Source organism: Acerihabitans arboris (assembly GCF_010131535.1).
Taxonomy (GTDB): Bacteria; Pseudomonadota; Gammaproteobacteria; order Enterobacterales; family Enterobacteriaceae; genus Acerihabitans; species Acerihabitans arboris.
The window spans coordinates 39922-57252 of the sequence record NZ_WUBS01000016.1; the positions used below are offsets into that span (position 1 = coordinate 39922).

The 17331-nt window shown below is 60.8% G+C and carries 12 protein-coding genes; 11 read left to right on the forward strand and 1 reads right to left on the reverse strand.

Translation table 11 applies throughout. The features are described from left to right. The first annotated feature begins 3 nt into the window (after positions 1-3). Positions 4-741 (forward strand): proteasome-type protease, encoded by a 738-nt coding sequence (locus GRH90_RS20405; RefSeq protein ID WP_162367809.1) that lies wholly within the window; start codon positions 4-6, stop codon positions 739-741. 488 nt (positions 742-1229) lie between these two features. On the opposite strand, the gene mgtA is transcribed toward GRH90_RS20405, so the two are convergent. Continuing rightward, complete coding sequence (gene mgtA, locus GRH90_RS20410) at positions 1230-3941, reverse strand: magnesium-translocating P-type ATPase (RefSeq protein WP_376766095.1); 2712 nt, start codon at positions 3939-3941, stop codon at positions 1230-1232. 543 nt (positions 3942-4484) lie between these two features. On the opposite strand from mgtA, the gene GRH90_RS20415 reads away from it, so the two are divergent. The 10 genes from GRH90_RS20415 (at position 4485) to GRH90_RS20460 (ending at position 17329) form a co-directional block, all read left to right on the forward strand. Then, positions 4485-6137: an alpha,alpha-phosphotrehalase gene (locus GRH90_RS20415; protein WP_162367811.1), complete on the forward strand. Its 1653-nt coding sequence runs from the start codon at positions 4485-4487 to the stop codon at positions 6135-6137. 505 nt (positions 6138-6642) lie between these two features. Further along, entirely contained in the window at positions 6643-8781 is a 2139-nt protein-coding gene (gene nrdD, locus GRH90_RS20420) for an anaerobic ribonucleoside-triphosphate reductase (RefSeq protein WP_162367812.1), read from the forward strand. Between the two features lie 6 nt (positions 8782-8787). Further along, positions 8788-9252 (forward strand): anaerobic ribonucleoside-triphosphate reductase-activating protein, encoded by a 465-nt coding sequence (nrdG, locus tag GRH90_RS20425; RefSeq protein WP_162367813.1) that lies wholly within the window; start codon positions 8788-8790, stop codon positions 9250-9252. Positions 9253-9557: 305 nt separating this feature from the next. After that, complete coding sequence (locus GRH90_RS26340; RefSeq protein ID WP_246236180.1) at positions 9558-9722, forward strand: type II toxin-antitoxin system RelE/ParE family toxin; 165 nt, start codon at positions 9558-9560, stop codon at positions 9720-9722. 75 nt (positions 9723-9797) lie between these two features. After that, entirely contained in the window at positions 9798-10127 is a 330-nt protein-coding gene (locus GRH90_RS20435) for a helix-turn-helix domain-containing protein (RefSeq protein WP_162367814.1), read from the forward strand. 246 nt (positions 10128-10373) lie between these two features. Next, on the forward strand, positions 10374-10796 hold the full coding sequence (locus GRH90_RS20440) for a hypothetical protein (RefSeq protein ID WP_162367815.1): 423 nt from the start codon (positions 10374-10376) through the stop codon (positions 10794-10796). A gap of 76 nt (positions 10797-10872) precedes the next feature. Beyond that, positions 10873-11244: a copper-binding protein gene (locus GRH90_RS20445; RefSeq protein WP_162367816.1), complete on the forward strand. Its 372-nt coding sequence runs from the start codon at positions 10873-10875 to the stop codon at positions 11242-11244. A gap of 51 nt (positions 11245-11295) precedes the next feature. Then, positions 11296-12507 (forward strand): TolC family protein, encoded by a 1212-nt coding sequence (locus GRH90_RS20450; RefSeq protein WP_246236181.1) that lies wholly within the window; start codon positions 11296-11298, stop codon positions 12505-12507. Beyond that, entirely contained in the window at positions 12504-14213 is a 1710-nt protein-coding gene (locus GRH90_RS20455; RefSeq protein ID WP_162367818.1) for an efflux RND transporter periplasmic adaptor subunit, read from the forward strand. The genes GRH90_RS20450 and GRH90_RS20455 overlap by 4 nt, the downstream gene beginning before the upstream one ends. Next, positions 14210-17329 (forward strand): efflux RND transporter permease subunit, encoded by a 3120-nt coding sequence (locus tag GRH90_RS20460; protein WP_162367819.1) that lies wholly within the window; start codon positions 14210-14212, stop codon positions 17327-17329. The genes GRH90_RS20455 and GRH90_RS20460 overlap by 4 nt, the downstream gene beginning before the upstream one ends. The last annotated feature ends 2 nt before the right edge of the window (positions 17330-17331 follow it).

The following is a 17331-nucleotide window of genomic DNA, read 5'->3' on the forward strand; positions in this document are numbered from 1 at the left end:
GCTATGACCTACTGCGTGGCGATGCGCCTGTCGGGCGGACTGGTGTTTGCTTCCGACTCCCGTACCAATGCCGGAGTGGATCATATCTCGACCTTTCGCAAACTGCATGTGCTGCATCAGGACAGCGAGCGCACGCTGGTGCTGCAAAGCGCCGGCAACCTGGCGACCACCCAGAGCATCATCAACCTGCTGCGGCTGCGCGCCGGGGATGCGGAGCGGCCGAACCTGCTGACCGTGCCGACGCTGTTCGACGCCGCCGGCCTGATTGGCGAAACGGTGCGCGAGGTGATTTTCCGCGACAGCAGCGCCCAGCAAAGCGGCTCCAGCACCGATTTCAGCTGCAGCATCCTGCTGGGCGGGCAGATCGCCGGCGAAGGGCCCAGGCTGTTCCATATCTATCCTGAAGGCAACTTTATCGAGGCCACGGAAGATACCCCCTACTTCCAGATTGGCGAAAGCAAATACGGCAAACCGATTATCGATCGGGTGCTGTCCTATGACACCACCCTGGAACAGGCCATGTGCTGCGCGCTGATTTCCATTGATTCAACGCTGCGCAGCAACCTGTCGGTGGGACTGCCGCTGGATGTGATGATCTACCGCCGCGACAGCTTTGCCAGCGACGAGCAGTATCGCATTACCGAACAACATCCCTATTTTGCCACCATCCGCAAAGCCTGGGCCGAGGGTCTGCTTAACACCTTCCTGCAACTGCCGCCGCTACAGCTGGCGGTGGACTGACCCAGGCCGCGGAGCTGGCTCCGGGCCGGATGCGGTTTGCGGCGGTCGAGCCAGGGCCTGAATATGATCGGTGGCATACATGCCACTGATTTTTCTGTTAAAATTTTCATTGGCCGCGTTAAATTCCGCTGGGGGTAACCGCGCGCGCGGCGAGACAATGCAATCCATTTCCAGTAATCCGCATCGTTGCGGCAATTAACCGGCGGAAGGCTGACACGGCAGCCTTCCGCGGACAGACTAGATGAGATCTTGCCGGCAAGGGCGCGATCGCCGTTTCCCCCGCCGATGGGATTGATCAAAATGATATCGCGTCCCCGATAGGACGCGGGGGAGAAATTATCGATATCCGTCTCGCGGGAAGCAGGGGAGCGGCTATCGATATCCCCGTTGGGGTCGTGTGTCGTGGCTGGACAAGGGCAACAGACACTGTCTATTTTCATGTTTAACCCCCACTATTTTTTTGCATGGCAATGTTACCGGATTAGAGGCTATTGCCAGCCATACCGGCGCACATACCAGCCTTTCATCGACTGGACCAGCGCCATATAACCGGCAAGGATGGCCACCAGCCACGGCCAGTAGCCGCCCGGCAGCGCCTGGAGGTGCAGGAATCCCGCCACCGGCGTAAAGGTCATGCCGATGGTCGCCATCATCACCGCCAGGGTGGTGACGCCAAGAGCCCAGGACGGCCGGCTCTGCAAAAACGGGATTTTGCGGGTCCGCAGCATATGGACGATCAGCGTCTGGGACAGCACGCCCACCACAAACCAGCCGGTCTGGAACAAACCCTGCTGCTCCTGCGTATTGGCCTTGAACACCCACCACATCAGGCCGAAGGTCAAAATATCGAAGATTGAGCTGATGGGGCCGAAAAACACCATAAAGCGCCCCAGCTCGCCGCTGCGCCAGCCTTGGGGCCGCCGCAACTGTTCCTCGTCCACCTTGTCGAACGGGATGGCGATTTGCGAGATATCATAAATCAGGTTCTGCACCAGCAGGTGCAGCGGCAGCATCGGCAGGAAGGGCAGGAAAGCGCTGGCCACCAGCACGCTGAAGACGTTGCCGAAGTTGGAGCTGGCGGTCATGCGGATATACTTCATCATATTGACAAAGGTGCGCCTACCCTCGATAACCCCCTCCTCCAGCACCATCAGGCTTTTTTCCAGCAGGATGATGTCGGCCGCTTCCTTGGCGATATCCACCGCGGAATCCACCGAGATGCCGATATCCGCGGCGCGCAGCGCCGGCGCGTCGTTAATGCCGTCGCCCATAAACCCCACCACGTGCCCATCGCGGCGCAGGGCGCTGACTATGCGCGCCTTTTGCAGCGGCGTCAGTTTGGCGAATACCGTGGTCACGCGGGCGATAAGCCCCAGTTGCCGATCGTCCATCCCTTCGATCTCATCGCCGGTCAGCATCCGGTTGACCGACAGGCCCACATCGCGGCACACCTTGGCGGCCACCCGTTCGTTGTCGCCGGTGAGGATCTTGACCTGAATGCCATGTTTGGCCAATGCCTCCAGCGCCGGCGCGGCGCTCTCTTTCGGCGGGTCGAGAAAGGCGATATATCCTTCGAGGATCAGGTCCGACTCGTCCAGCCGGCTGAAGTCGCCGCGATCCGCGGCCACCGGGCGGGCGGCCACCGCCACCACGCGCAGGCCCTGTAGGGAAAGCCCGGCGGTCACCTCGCCGATTTGTGCCAGCAACCCGGCGCTGAGCGGTACGATCTGGTCGCCGTGCCGCACCCGGCTGCATACGCCGAGCATTTCCTCCAGCGCCCCTTTGCAGATCAGGTGCGCCTGCCCGCCGCCATCGGCGACGATCACCGACATCCGGCGCCGTTCGAAGTCAAACGGGATCTCGTCGATTTTGCGCCACCGCGCCAACGCCGGTCCGGCGGCGTCATCGGCCATTTTTTCCTGCACCGCTTTGTCCAGCAGGTTTTTCAGGCCGGTCTGGTGGTGGCTGTTGAGCCAGGCGTTTTCCAACACCCGCTCGCTGCGATGGCCGAACGCATCGATATGGCTGGCCAGCACGATTTTATCCTGGGTCAGGGTGCCGGTTTTATCGGTGCACAGGATATCCATCGCGCCAAAATTCTGGATGGCGTCCAGCCGTTTGACAATCACCTTCTGGCGCGAGAGCTGCACCGCGCCTTTCGCCAGGGACGAGGTGACGATCATCGGCAGCATTTCCGGCGTCAGGCCGACCGCCACCGAAAGCGAGAACAGCGCCGCTTCCCACCAGTCGCCCTTGGTGAACCCGTTGACCAGCAGCACCACCGGCGTCATCACCAGCATAAAGCGGATCAGCAGCCAGCTGACGCGGCTGATGCCCAGTTGGAAAGCGTTTGGCGGCGCGCATTGCGACGTGGATTGTTCGGCCAGTTGGCCGAACCAGGTGCGGTCGCCGGTGCCAATCACCATCGCCAGCGCCGTGCCGCTGATCACGTTGGTGCCCATAAAACACAGGTTGCCGCACTCCAGGGGGTTGGTTGGCCGATCGTTTAGCGCCCCGGCCTTTTTTTCCACCGGCAGCGCCTCGCCGGTCAACGCCGCCTGGCCGATAAACAGATCGCGGGCCTGGAGGAGGCGCAAATCCGCTGGGATCATATCCCCGGCCGCCAGTTTAACGATATCCCCCGGCACCAGTTGATCCATGGCGATTTCGTGATAAACGCCGCCGTCCGGCCGGCCCGCGCGCAGTACCGTGGCGGTATTGCTGACCATGGCCTTGAGCGCGTCGGCGGCCCTGTTGGAGCGCGCCTCCTGGATAAAATTAAGCAGGGTGGCAATCATCACCATCAGGGCAATCACCACGGCGGCGATAGTGTCGTCGGTGCCGTAGGAAACGATGCCCAGCACCGTCAGCAGGATATTAAACGGGTTGCGGTAGCACGCCCATAAGTGCCGCCGCCAGGTTAGCGGCTGCTCGGCGGCAACGTTGTTAAGGCCGTATCGCCGGCGCGCGGCGGCGGCTTCCGCCTCGTCCAGGCCCTGCGGCCGGCTGGCAAAACGCATATAGAGCGCCGGCACGCTGGCCTGGGCGCATTCCAGGCAGATGCGGGCCAGGGCGGCCGGCACGCCGCGCCGGGCGTTGGTTTTCAACCCGTCCAGCATCAGGTCCCGCTGGAACAGGCGACGGGGAAGGTGGCGGTAGAACCGCGTGAAGAGTTGGCGTGCGTAAATTTTGATCATGATGCTGTCTTCCTTGCCGCGCCGGGACGTACCGGGAAAGGGCAAAAAGTCTAAGCAGCAGAAGCGTATTGCTCCTGCCTACCGTTTATCATCCGGTAAGGCAGACGCAAAAAAAGCGGAAGGCTTTACCGGGTGGGCGAATAACAATCAGGATTAGGTATGGGGTCCATACGGGTGATCCACCTCCGGTGAGAAACAAAAAACAGGCTATTGCCGACAAATCCGCCGGTGGGATAACGAAACTACTGTCCCTGGCGCGGCAACTTCTTTAGGGTAGGTAACGTCAACGCAGGGCATTTATTGCGGGCTGCGACGTTTATTCACTGCGGAATATACGGCCACCAACCTCAACGCATAATAAACGACATTAATTTATCGTTTTTATTCGCAGCACCCGGCAATAAAAACCCGTATTGACCGGCTGATGCCACGTTCGGTATACCTTCACGACGGAAAACATCAGGGAGACAAGCGCATCGACATACCTAGAAATACCGGCGCACCGACCCCGGCCGCAAGCGGCCGCCACCATGGCGGACAACGCCCATGAGGACGTCCTGGTGGCGCAACGCCGTGATTTACCAGATTTATCCAAAGAGTTTCCAGGACAGCACCGGCAACGGCTCAGGCGATCTGTCCGGGATTACCCGGCGCCTGGATTATCTGCGCCTGCTGGGGGTGGATGCCCTTTGGCTAACGCCTATCTATATATCCCCGCAGGTGGACAGCGGCTATGACATCGCCGATTATTACGCCATCGACCCGGCCTACGGCACCATGGCGGATTTCGAGGCGCTGGTGGCCGGCGCCCACCGGCGAGGCATGCGCATTATTATGGATATGGTGCTTAACCACACTTCCACCTCCCATCCCTGGTTTATCGCCTCGAAAGACCCGCACGGCCCCTACCGCCGCTATTATTTCTGGCGCGACGGCCAGGGCGACGGCCCGCCCAACAACTGGTTGTCCAAATTCGGCGGCAGCGCCTGGCACCAGCCGGAGCCGGGCGGGCAATATTATCTGCATCTTTATTCCCGCGAGCAGGCGGACCTGAACTGGGATCATCCGCCGCTGCGCGAGGAGCTGAAAAATATTTGCCGGTTTTGGGCCGGGCGCGGTATCGACGGCCTGCGCCTGGACGTGATCAACGTGATAGCCAAGCACCCACAGCTGCCCGATGCGCCCGAGGGCGACGGCCGGCCTTTTTATACCGACCTGCCGCGGGCGCAGGACTATTTGCGCGAGATGAACCGGGAAATCTTTACGCCGCTTGGCCTGATGACGGTGGGCGAAATGTCGTCCACTTCCCTGGAAAAATGCCGGCATTACGCCAATATCGACGGCGAACAGCTGTCAATGGCCGCCCATTTCCACCATCTTAAGGTGGATTACGCCGGCGGCGAAAAATGGGCGCCGGCAATGCCGGACTTCGTCCTGCTCAAGCAAATCTTCAACCGCTGGCAGCGGGGCATGCACCATCGGGCGTGGAATACGCTGTTCTGGTGCAACCACGATCAGCCGCGCATTGTGTCCCGCTTCGGCGACGAGGGCGAACTGCGGGTCGCGTCGGCCAAGATGCTGGCCATGGCGCTGCACGGCATGCAGGGGACGCCGTTTATCTTCCAGGGCGAGGAGTTGGGCATGACCAACCCAGGATTTGCCGCGATTGAAGAATACCGCGATATCGAAAGCCTGAATATGTACGCCGACGCCACGGCGCGGGGCATCGCGCGCGAACAGACGCTTGGCGTCCTGGCCGCCCGTTCCCGCGATAACAGCCGCACGCCGATGCAATGGGATAACGGCGTTAATGCCGGGTTCAGCTCCGGCACACCCTGGATTGCCTGCGCCGGCAATGCCGATCGCATCAACGCGCAGGCCGCGCTGGCCGATGCGGATTCGATATTTTATTGTTATCAGCAACTGATCGGATTACGCAAGACCCTGGCTATCCTGACGGAAGGGGACTACCGCGATTTGTGCCCGGCGCATCCCGCGTTATGGCATTACCGACGCGCCTGGCGCGGCCAGCGCCTGCTGGTGCTGGCCAACCTGAGCCGCCAACCGCAACAATGGCGGCCGGCAATAGCCCGCGGCGGGCCATGGCGGCGGCTTATCAGCAATTATGGGGATACGCCGCATGCGCCGCAGCCGCTGACGCTGCGGCCTTATGAGGCGGTTTACTGGCTACGGGGGTGAACCGCCCCGCCCTCTGGCTTCGCTGCGGCCGGCATTATCCCCGCAGTGCGCGCGGCGAATGCCGATAAGGGCATAGCCGACGGTAAGGCGGGACGGCATCCGGCCCAGCGGATTTAGCGCAACGGCTAAAATACATCCTTTCCATTGCCCCTGATGGCAAAATTCGCGGGCAATTCCCACTTATTTTTTATTTTTTTGCGGATTGGCGCCGTCAGGCGAATTTTATGATTCATTTTCAGCAGCATAAACCGCGACGCTGCTTTTTTTGATTAAAACTCACGCTGTACAACTCTTCGACCAGGGGTCGATTTTATTGCGTTAGGTCAAGTTTAGTTACATTTAAGTAGCTCATAATCTATATCTAGTAGCATTATCCATTATAACAAACTAGATATAGTGTTTACCTTCCCTACCGATAGTTATCGCACCCGGCGCAACCAGCAGGGAAAACCGTCGGCGAAAGGGGTAGCACCTAACCCGCCATCAGGCGTAAAGGAGTCGCATCGTGAAACCGGTAGTGATCAAACGAGACGGTTGTCAGGTCAATTTCGATGAGCAAAGGATTTACCAGGCCATAATGCACGCCGCGCAGGCCGCCGGTGTACAGGATAACGATTACTGTGCCACCGTCGCCGCCCTGGTGGGCCAGCAGATGAATTCCCGCTCCCATGTCGATATCCGCGATATCCAGGACGCCGTGGAAAACCAGCTGATGGCCGGTCCGCATAAGACATTGGCCCGTTTGTATATCGAATACCGTCACGATCGCGACGTCGCCCGCGAGCAGCGCGGACGCCTGAACCAGGAGATTCGCGGCCTGGTGGAGCAAAGCAATATGGCGTTGCTCAATGAAAACGCCAATAAGGACAGCAAGGTTATCCCCACCCAGCGCGATCTGCTGGCCGGCATCGTCGCCAAGCATTACGCGCGCCAGCATATCCTGCCGCGCGACGTGGTGCTGGCCCACGAACGGGGCGAAATCCATTATCATGACCTGGATTACGCGCCGTTTTTCCCGATGTTCAACTGTATGCTGATCGATCTGGAAGGCATGCTGACCAAAGGCTTCAAAATGGGCAACGCGGAAATTGAGCCGCCCCGCTCCATCTCCACCGCCACCGCGGTGACCGCGCAGATTATCGCCCAGGTGGCCAGCCATATCTATGGCGGCACCACCATTAACCGCATTGACGAGATCCTGGCGCCTTATGTGGCCGCCAGCTACGATAAGCATCGCAACACCGCCACGCAATGGAAGATTCCCGATGCCGAAGGCTATGCCTTGTCACGTACCGAAAAAGAGTGCTACGACGCTTTCCAGTCGCTGGAGTATGAGGTTAACACCCTGCATACCGCCAACGGCCAGACGCCGTTCGTGACCTTTGGTTTCGGCCTGGGCACCAGCCGCGAATCGCGCCTGATCCAACAGTCGATCCTGCGCAACCGCATTGCCGGCCTGGGTAAAAACCGTAAAACCGCGGTCTTCCCGAAGCTGGTGTTTGCCATTCGCGACGGCCTGAATCACAAATTCAGCGATCCGAACTATGATATCAAGCAGCTGGCGCTGGAATGCGCCAGCAAGCGCATGTACCCCGATATCCTCAATTACGATCAGGTGGTGAAGGTCACCGGCTCGTTCAAGACCCCGATGGGCTGCCGCAGCTTCCTCGGCGTTTACGAGGAAAACGGTAAGCAGATCCACGACGGGCGTAACAACCTGGGCGTTATCAGCCTGAACCTGCCGCGCATCGCCCTGGAAGCCAAACGGGACGAAACCCGTTTCTGGCAACTGCTGGACGAACGCCTGGCGCTGGCGAAAAAAGCGCTGATGACCCGCATCGCCCGCCTGGACGGGGTAAAGGCGCGTGTGGCGCCGATTCTGTATATGGAAGGGGCCTGCGGCGTGCGGTTAAAAGCCGATGATAATGTGGCCGAGATTTTCAAAAACGGCCGGGCGTCCATTTCGCTGGGTTATATCGGCGTGCATGAAACCATTAACGCCCTGTTCGGCGGCCAGACCCATGTGTTTGACGATCGGGAGCTGCGCGCCAAGGCCGTGTCCATCGTGGCCTACCTGAAAGCGGCCACCGACCGCTGGAAAGAGGAGACCGGCTACGGATTCAGCCTGTACAGCACGCCGAGCGAAAACCTGTGCGACCGTTTTTGCCGTCTGGACACCGCCGAGTTCGGCATCGTCGAGGGCGTGACCGAAAAGGGCTACTATACCAACAGCTTCCACCTCGACGTGGAAAAGAAGGTGAATCCTTACGACAAGCTGGATTTCGAGGCGCCCTATCCGCCGGTCTCCAACGGCGGGTTCATCTGCTACGGCGAATATCCGAACCTGCAGCACAACCTGAAAGCGCTGGAAGATGTTTGGGATTACAGCTATACCCGCGTCCCCTACTACGGCACCAACACGCCGATTGACGAATGCTACGAGTGCGGTTTCACCGGTGAGTTTTCCTGTACCAGCAAGGGTTTTACCTGCCCGAAATGCGGCAACCACAATCCGGCCAAAGTATCGGTAACCCGCCGGGTGTGTGGTTATCTCGGCAGTCCGGACGCGCGGCCGTTCAACGCCGGCAAGCAGGAAGAGGTGAGACGGCGGGTAAAACACCTGCCCGACGGTCAGCTTGGATAACCAAGGATGAACTATCATCAGTATTATCCGGTGGATGTAATTAACGGCCCCGGCACCCGCTGCACCCTGTTCGTGGCCGGCTGCGTACATGAATGTCCGGGCTGTTATAACAAAAGCACCTGGCGGCTGAACTCCGGCATGCCGTTTACGCCGGCCGTGGAAGATCGGATTATCGCCGATTTGCGGGACATCCGGATCCACCGCCAGGGGCTGACGCTCTCCGGGGGCGATCCGCTGCATCCGCAGAATCTTCCCGCCGTGCTGCATTTGGTGCGGCGCGTGCGCGAGGAGTGTCCGGGCAAGGATATCTGGGTCTGGACCGGTTATACCCTGGCGGAATTAAACGACGCCCAGCGGCAGCTCACCGCCTTGATCAACGTGCTGATCGACGGCAAATTTATCCAGGAACTGCGCGACCCGGCGCTGATCTGGCGCGGCAGCAGTAATCAGGTGGTGCATCATCTGCGTTAAGATTTGGAATCACCCGCAATGAGGTAAATGCAACGCTGCCGGATTACCTGCGCGGCGTTGCCAAAAACCTTCCATCTTTATCATCCAATCCAGCATTTCCCCCTTTGCCCGCTGCGGTTTATGTTAAAACGGCCCGGTAACCATTCATAACCGCCAATATGGCTGCTTCTCGCCCGCGGCGAACGAGGGTTTACAGCGGCTATGTCTAAACGTATCCGGCAAGGTATTAACGCATAAACATCAACGCATAAAGAAGCACATCGCTTTTTATATCAGTTATGTAGTAATCAGGGAGGAATAACAACATGGATTCCAGATTCCCGAAGCGGCCGGCTGGTTTTCATGGCGCGGGTGTGCTCGACATCGTCGAAAACCATAACGGCGATACCTATCGCGCCGTTTATACCCTGAGGTTTCTCCATGCAGTCTTTGTCCTGCATTGTTTTCAAAAAAATCCAATACAGGCATAGCGACACCCAAGCATGATATCGAGTTAATACCATGCCGCCTCGATAAGGCCAGGAAAATTTATGGGGAGATGAAAAATGGCGAACTATAACCAACAGGATCTTGTGCTCGGTTCGGGCAATGCCTTTGCCGATCTGGATTTGCCCGATGCGGACAACATGAAGCTGAAAGCGGATATCGCCCTGCAGATCATCACCGCGATCCAGGCGCTGGGGTTGAACCAGGCCGACGCCGGCAAACGCATGAACCTGCCCCAGGCCCGGGTTTCAGCACTCTATAACGGCAAATTCTTCAATATGTCGGAACAAAAGCTGATGGATTGCCTGAACCGCTTGGGATTTGATATCGAAATCACGGCAAAACCCAACCATGGATGCACCGGCCACAGGACTTTTTCCGTCGTTTAAACAAGCCGGCACAGCATCCAGGCTACCGGTCATCCTGTCGTTAACCGGCTATAGCGCAGGGATTGCCGCCCTAAAGAACGCATCGCGGTCTCGCCCCAGGATTTGTCAGTTAATGCAAATTACCCTTGTCCTTTTTTGTTTATCCAGCGAAAGTTGATGCGCATCAATAAGCTGTCCGGGTTTTTCGCGTTCACTTAAGCCGACCGGTGCCCTAACGCACCGGGATTGCAAAACAAGGGAATTATCGTGTCCTCCGCTTCAGTAACAGAATTCATGGTCAAGCTACGCTGCCGCAGGCGGCGGGTATTTGCCTTGATTCTGCTGGCCTTTTGGCTGTTGCTGAACGCCCAGCTGGCGCTTGCCAGCCACCAGTGCTCGATGCCGATCACCGCGCTGCCGGCGGCGCTTGAGCATAACGAACAAATGCTGCACGAGAATATGCCGTCGCAGCAGCATGCCGCCGCGCCCGGTTTATTATGCGATAAGCACTGCGTGCCGGATTCCGCGCAAAAAGATGCCCAACACGCGCCCTTCGCTGTCCTGCCCAGCCAAACCGATCTCCAGGTGGCCGAGTGGCGCGACGCGCCGCGCCTGTTGGATGTCGCCTGGCTTACCCCGCCCATTGTAGGGCCGCCGGCGGAAATTCAATTCTGCCGGTACCGGTTATAGATCCTGACATAACGCCAATGGTTGCCGTCGCCCGATAGCGACGGTAGTGGATGACTTATGTTCAGGAATCAATTCAATGCGTACTTTATTTATTATTTTTCTCTCCGCCGTCTCTGTATTCACAATTCCCGCGCTGGCCGACGGTATGGCCGGCATGGGCGATATGGCCAATATGCATCCAGATCACGGCATGATGGCCGCGTCGGATGTTAACGCCACCCCCGCAGACTACCGCTCGCACGGCATTATCAAACGTTGGGATAACCAGCATGTGGCGATCGCCCATCAGGCCATCCCGGCGCTGAACTGGCCGCCGATGACCATGACCTTCAGCGTGCCGGCCAACCTGGCCGACCGGAGGCTGGCCGCCGGAACGCCGGTGGATTTCAGCTTCCGCCAGGATGCGCAGGGCTACGCGCTCACCGCCATTCATCCCGTCCAGCCGTAAGCGAGGATCCTTATGTTGCGACCCTGCTCCCCCCGGACGTGGCTGGTCCTTATGCTGTTCGTTTCCGCCGCGGCTCCCGCGGCGCAGATGAGCCTGGATGAGGCGTTGGCCCAAGCCGAACGTTATTCAGCGGATCTTTCCGCCAACCTCCATCAACGACAGGCGCTGGAAAACGAGGCCGACGCCGCCACGCAATTACCCGATCCCAAGCTGAAATTCGGCATCGATAACCTGCCGGTGGGCGGCGGCAACGCGCGCCGCTTTACCCGCGAAGATATGACCATGCAACGCATCGGCGTCATGCAGGATTACGTCAGCAGCACCAAGCGGGAACGCAAAGCCGACGCGTTCCGCGCCGAAGCGGCCGCCACCGCGGCCGGTTATCAAAACCTGCGCGCGCAGCTGCAGCGCGATACCGCCCAGGCCTGGCTGGATCTGGCCCTGGCGCGGCAGGGCGTCGAGGCGGCGACCAACCTGCTGGCGGAAAGCGAGCGGCAGATTGCGGTGCAGCGGGCGGCGGTAGCGGGCGGCGGCAGCGCTGGCGCGGTGCTGGACGGCCGCCTGGTGGTGATCGAGATGCGTGATGCGCTCACCGACGCGCAGCGGGATGTGGCGATGGCGCAGGCGCGCCTGACGCAGTTGACCGGCATCGACCGGATCCGGACCGCAGGTCCCCTGCCGCGCTTCGATCGCCTGCCGGCCGACCCGGCGGTGCTGGCCCAAGGAGTAAATCAACATCCCGAAGTGCTGCAGGCACGGCGCGAGTCCGAAGTCTCGCAGGCCCGTTCGGCGCAGTCGGCGGTGGCGGCCATTCCGGATGTCGGCGTGGAAGTCTATTACGGCAAGCGCGACAGCGGACGCGAGGATATGGCCGGCATCATGTTTACCGTCGATCTGCCGCTGTTCCAGTCCCAACGCCAGGATAAAGATCATGCCGCAGACCAGTCGCGCACCTTCGAGGCCAACGACCGCCTGGCGCAGACCCTGCGGGATCATACCGCGCAGCTGGATATCCTGGTTGCCCAATACCAGGCGGCCCAGGCCCGCTGGCTGCGGCAACGGGACGAGGCGCTGCCGCTGCAAAAACAACGGCTGCAGCTGGCGCTGGCGCAGTACCGCTCCGGCGGCGCCACGCTCGCCGACCTGCTGGGCGCCCGCCGCTCGCTGCTGGCAAGCGAACAAACTGAAAACCGCGCCGCTCGGGAGCTGGCGCAAAGCTGGGCCGCCATTCGTTATCTTATCCCGCAGGAGAACAGGTCATGAACCGTATTACCACCGGCCGTATTATTGCCGCCGCGCTGGCCCTGGCCGCGTTATGCGCCGCGTTTGCCGCCGGCTATTTCCTGCGCCAGCCACCGGGGGCGGCCATGACGCCGGCAGAGGCCAACCCGCACCCGGCGGCAGAGGGCGGTCGCCGGGTGCTCTATTGGTATGACCCGATGTCGCCGGCACAACGTTTTGATAAACCGGGCAAGTCGCCCTTTATGGACATGCCGCTGACGCCGCGTTATGCCGACGAGGCGCAGCAGGACGGCGGCGTGACCGTCAGTTCCCGCCAGCAGCAGAACCTGGGCGTGCGTTTGGGCACGGTGGAGCAGCGGGTGGTGCAGCCGCGTTTCGCGGCGTTCGGCACCGTCAGCATCGACGACCGGGGAATAAAGGCGATCCCGGCCCGCGCCAACGGGCTGGTGGAAAAACTCTATGTGCGCGCCGAACAGCAGCAGGTGAAGAAGAACCAGCCGCTGGCACGGTTATGGATCCCGGAATGGAGCGCCGCCCAGCAGGAGTATCTGGCGGTGCGCCATTTGGGCGATGCGTCGCTCACCGCGGCGGCGCGGCAACGGCTGCAGTTGCTGTTTATGCCGGAAGAGATTGTCCGCGCGATCGAAAAAACCGGCCAGCCGCAGACCCGTATCGAGGTGCGGGCACCGGAACAGGGTTTCATCAGCCGGCTGGAGGTGCGTGAAGGCAGCCAGGTGAGCACGTCGCAGGCAATGTTTGAGCTCAGTTCGCTCGATCCGGTATGGGTAGTGGCGGATTACCCTGAATCCCAGGCCGGCGCCGTCCAGCCGGGCAGCGATATCCTGGCCGCCACGCCACGCTGGCCGGGGGAATCCTTCCATGGGCGGATTGCGGAAATACTGCCGGTGGTGGATAACGCCACCCGCACTTACCGGGCGCGCATTGCGCTTGAAAACCATGACGGCAGGCTGCAGCCCGGCATGTACCTTAACGTGCGCCTGGCGCAGGCGGCACGGGGCGAAACCGTGCTGGCCATGCCGCAGGACGCGCTGATCCAGACCGGCAGCAGCAATACCGTGCTTCTGGCCAAGGGCGACGGGCACTTCACCCCGGTGAGCGTTATCGCCGGCCGGGAGTTCGGCGATTGGGTCGAAGTGCGCAAAGGGCTTTCCGCCGGCGATCGCGTTGTCACCTCGGGCCAGTTCCTGATTGATTCGGAAGCCAGCCTGCGCAGCGCTCTGCCGCAGATGGCGGGCGACGGCGCGGACGCATCATCACCGGCAACGGCTGAAGCAAATCCACCCGCCGCCGCCGACGCAGCGATGGAAGGAATGGCTCACTCCGATCCGGCCGCAGCCGCGAATCAGCCCGCCACAGCCGCAAACCCGGCCATGGACGGAATGGATCATTCATCCCCGGCCGGCGCGGCGAATCCGCCGGCCGCCGCCGATGGGACGGCCAAGAACGGTACGGCACGATCCCGGCCCGCAGCCACGCCGGAATACGCCACCGAAGGGGTTATCGACGCGGTGAACGGCGAAATGGCGACAATGTCGCACCACGCCGTGCCCGGCCTGAACTGGCCGCCGATGACCATGGATTTTATCCTGCCCGCGGGCGGGTTGCCCAAGGGAATAACCGTCGGCGGCCGCGTTTTGTTCCACTTCCGGCTTGACGACAGCGGCGCGCGCATCACCCAGATGATGCCGCTGGGGAGCGCCAAATGATTGCCTTTATTATTCGCTGGTCGCTGCGCAACCGGCTGCTGGTGCTGCTGGCGGCGGGACTGCTCACCGCCTGGGGCATCTGGTCCTTGCAACGTATGCCGGTGGATGCACTGCCGGACCTGTCCGACGTGCAGGTGATTATCCGCGTCACCTACCCCGGCAAGGCGCCGCAGGTGGTGGAGGATCAGGTCACCTATCCGCTGACCACCACCATGCTGTCGGTGCCGGGCGCCACCACCGTGCGTGGTTTCTCGATGTTTGGCGACGCCTATGTCTATATCCTGTTCGCGGACGGCACCGATCCCTACTGGGCGCGTTCCCGGGTGCTGGAATACTTAAGCCAGGTGCAGTCCACGCTGCCGCCCGAGGCCAAGGCCAGCCTGGGACCGGACGCCACCGGGGTCGGCTGGGTATATGAATACGCGCTGGTGGATAAAACCGGCCGCCACAGTCTGGCCGATTTGCGCGCCATCCAGGATTGGATACTGAAATTCGAGCTGAAAACCGTACCGAACGTGTCGGAAGTGGCCAGCGTCGGCGGCATGGTGCGTCAATACCAAATCCTGCTGCAGCCGGATCGGCTGCGGGCGCTTAACGTTTCCCATCAGCAGGTTATCGACGCGGTAAGGCAGGCCAACCAGGAGGGCGGCGGATCGGTGCTGGAGATGAGCGAGGCGGAATATATGGTGCGCGCCGCCGGTTACCTCAAAACCCCGGCGGATTTTGAGCATATCGTGATAGCGTCGCGCGGCGGCGTGCCGGTACTGCTGTCCGACGTGGCCGCCATCCGGCTCGGGCCGGAAATGCGGCGTGGCGTGGCGGAGCTGAACGGCGAAGGGGAAGTGGCCGGCGGCATCGTTATCATGCGCTACGGCAAAAATGCGCTGGAGACCATTAACGGCGTAAAACAAAAGCTTAACGAGGTTCGCCGCAGCCTGCCGCCGGGCGTGGAAATCGTGCCGGTCTATGACCGTTCGAATCTTATCAAGCAGGCCATTGAAACCCTATCCCATAAACTGCTGGAAGAGTTTATCGTCGTGGCCCTGGTCTGCAGCCTGTTCCTGTTCCACTTCCGTTCGGCGCTGGTGGCGATTATTACCCTGCCGCTGGGCATCCTCGGCGCGTTTATCGTCATGCATTACCAGGGGGTCAACGCCAATATCATGTCGCTCGGCGGCATCGCCATCGCCATCGGCGCCATGGTGGACGCGGCGATTGTCATGATTGAAAACATGCATAAGGTGCTGGAAAAGTGGCGGCACGAGCATCCCGGCCAGGCCCCGTCGGGCGAGGATTACTGGGAGATTTCGGCCCGCGCCTCCACCGAGGTGGGGCCGGCGCTGTTTTGCAGCCTGCTGATCATTACCCTGTCCTTTATTCCAGTGTTCTCGCTGGAGGCGCAGGAGGGCAAGATGTTCGGCCCGCTGGCGTTTACCAAAACCTATGCCATGGCCATTTCCGCCGGCTTGGGCATCACCCTGGTGCCGGTACTGATGGGCTATTTTATCCGCGGGCGTATTCCGGATGAACATGCCAACCCGCTTAACCGGGGGCTGATCCGGATGTATCAGCCGCTGCTGGACAAGGTGCTGGAATGGCCGAAAACCACGCTGGCCCTATCGCTGGCGCTGCTGGTGGTCACCCTGCTGCCGCTTAGCCGCCTGGGCACCGAGTTTATGCCGGCGCTGGATGAGGGGGATTTATTGTACATGCCCTCCACCCTGCCCGGTATTTCGGCCCGGGAAGCCGCCAGGTTGTTACAGCAAACCGACCGGCTGATCAAAACCGTGCCCGAAGTGGCCACGGTATTCGGCAAGGCGGGGCGCGCCGAAACCGCCACCGATCCGGCGACGCTGGCCATGCTGGAAACCACCATTCATTTCAAGCCCAGGGATCAATGGCGGCCCGGCATGACCACCGATAAACTGGTGCAGGAGCTGGACCGGGCGGTGTCGCTGCCGGGGGTGGCCAATATCTGGGTACCGCCAATCCGCAACCGGCTGGATATGCTGGCCACCGGCATTAAAAGCCCGGTGGGGATCAAAGTGAACGGCAATAATATCGAGCAGGTCGAAGCGGCGGCCCAGCAGATCGAACGGGTGGTGAAAAACGTCCCCGGCGTCACCTCGGCGCTGGCGGAACGGCTGAACGGCGGGCGCTATATCGATATCAATATCGATCGGGTGCGCGCCGCCCGCTACGGCGTGTCCGTAGGCGAGCTGCAGTCCATCGTGGCGTCGGTGGTCGGCGGCGATAATATCGGCGAAACCATCGAGGGCCGCGAACGTTTCCCCATTAACGTGCGCTATCCGCGCGAGCTGCGTGATTCGGTGCAGAAACTGCGCGACCTGCCGGTGGTCACCGCCGGGGGCGCGCAGGTCAGCCTGGCCGATCTGGCCGATATCCGGGTCAGCGACGGCCCGCCGATGCTGAAAAGCGAAAATGCCCGCCTGTCGGATTGGATCTACGTGGATTTGCGCGGCCGCGATTTAAAATCCGCCGTGCAGGAGATGCAGCAGACGGTGGCGCGGCAGGTCAAGCTGCCGGAGGGAGTATCGTTAAGCTGGTCGGGACAGTTTGAATACCTGGAACGCGCCAGCGCCAAGCTGAAAATCGTGCTGCCTTTTACCCTGGCGATTATATTTATCCTGCTGTATGTCACCTTCGGCCGGGTCAGGGACGCGTTGCTGATTATGGGCACGCTGCCCTTTGCCCTGATTGGCGGCGTCTGGCTGCTGTACCTGCTGCATTATAATCTGTCGGTGGCGGCGGCGGTGGGCTTTATCGCCCTGGCTGGGGTGGCGGCGGAGTTCGGGGTGATTATGGTGCTGTACCTGAACCATGCCATGGAAAACCACCGCACCGGCGGCGAGCCGCTTAACGAGGCGCAACTGCTGGCGGCCATCCGCGAAGGGGCGGTGTTGCGTGTGCGGCCCAAGGTGATGACGGTGGCCACCATCATGGCCGGGCTGCTGCCCATTATGTGGGGCGGCGGCGTCGGATCCGAGGTGATGCAGCGCATCGCCGCGCCGATGATCGGCGGCATGGTCAGCGCGCCGCTGCTGTCGATGCTGGTGATCCCGGCGTTATACCGCATCCTGCACCGCAAAGGCTAAAG

Bases quoted from the DNA above. Each gene is read 5' to 3' on its own strand.
- GRH90_RS26340 (WP_246236180.1), top strand. From the start codon at position 9,558: ATGGATTCCAGATTCCCGAAGCGGCCGGCTGGTTTTCATGGCGCGGGT.
- GRH90_RS20445 (WP_162367816.1), top strand. From the start codon at position 10,873: ATGCGTACTTTATTTATTATTTTTCTCTCCGCCGTCTCTGTATTCACA.
- GRH90_RS20450 (WP_246236181.1), top strand. From the start codon at position 11,296: ATGCTGTTCGTTTCCGCCGCGGCTCCCGCGGCGCAGATGAGCCTGGAT.
- nrdG (WP_162367813.1), top strand. From the start codon at position 8,788: ATGAACTATCATCAGTATTATCCGGTGGATGTAATTAACGGCCCCGGC.
- GRH90_RS20460 (WP_162367819.1), top strand. From the start codon at position 14,210: ATGATTGCCTTTATTATTCGCTGGTCGCTGCGCAACCGGCTGCTGGTG.
- GRH90_RS20435 (WP_162367814.1), top strand. From the start codon at position 9,798: ATGGCGAACTATAACCAACAGGATCTTGTGCTCGGTTCGGGCAATGCC.
- GRH90_RS20455 (WP_162367818.1), top strand. From the start codon at position 12,504: ATGAACCGTATTACCACCGGCCGTATTATTGCCGCCGCGCTGGCCCTG.
- GRH90_RS20415 (WP_162367811.1), top strand. From the start codon at position 4,485: ATGAGGACGTCCTGGTGGCGCAACGCCGTGATTTACCAGATTTATCCA.
- GRH90_RS20405 (WP_162367809.1), top strand. From the start codon at position 4: ATGACCTACTGCGTGGCGATGCGCCTGTCGGGCGGACTGGTGTTTGCT.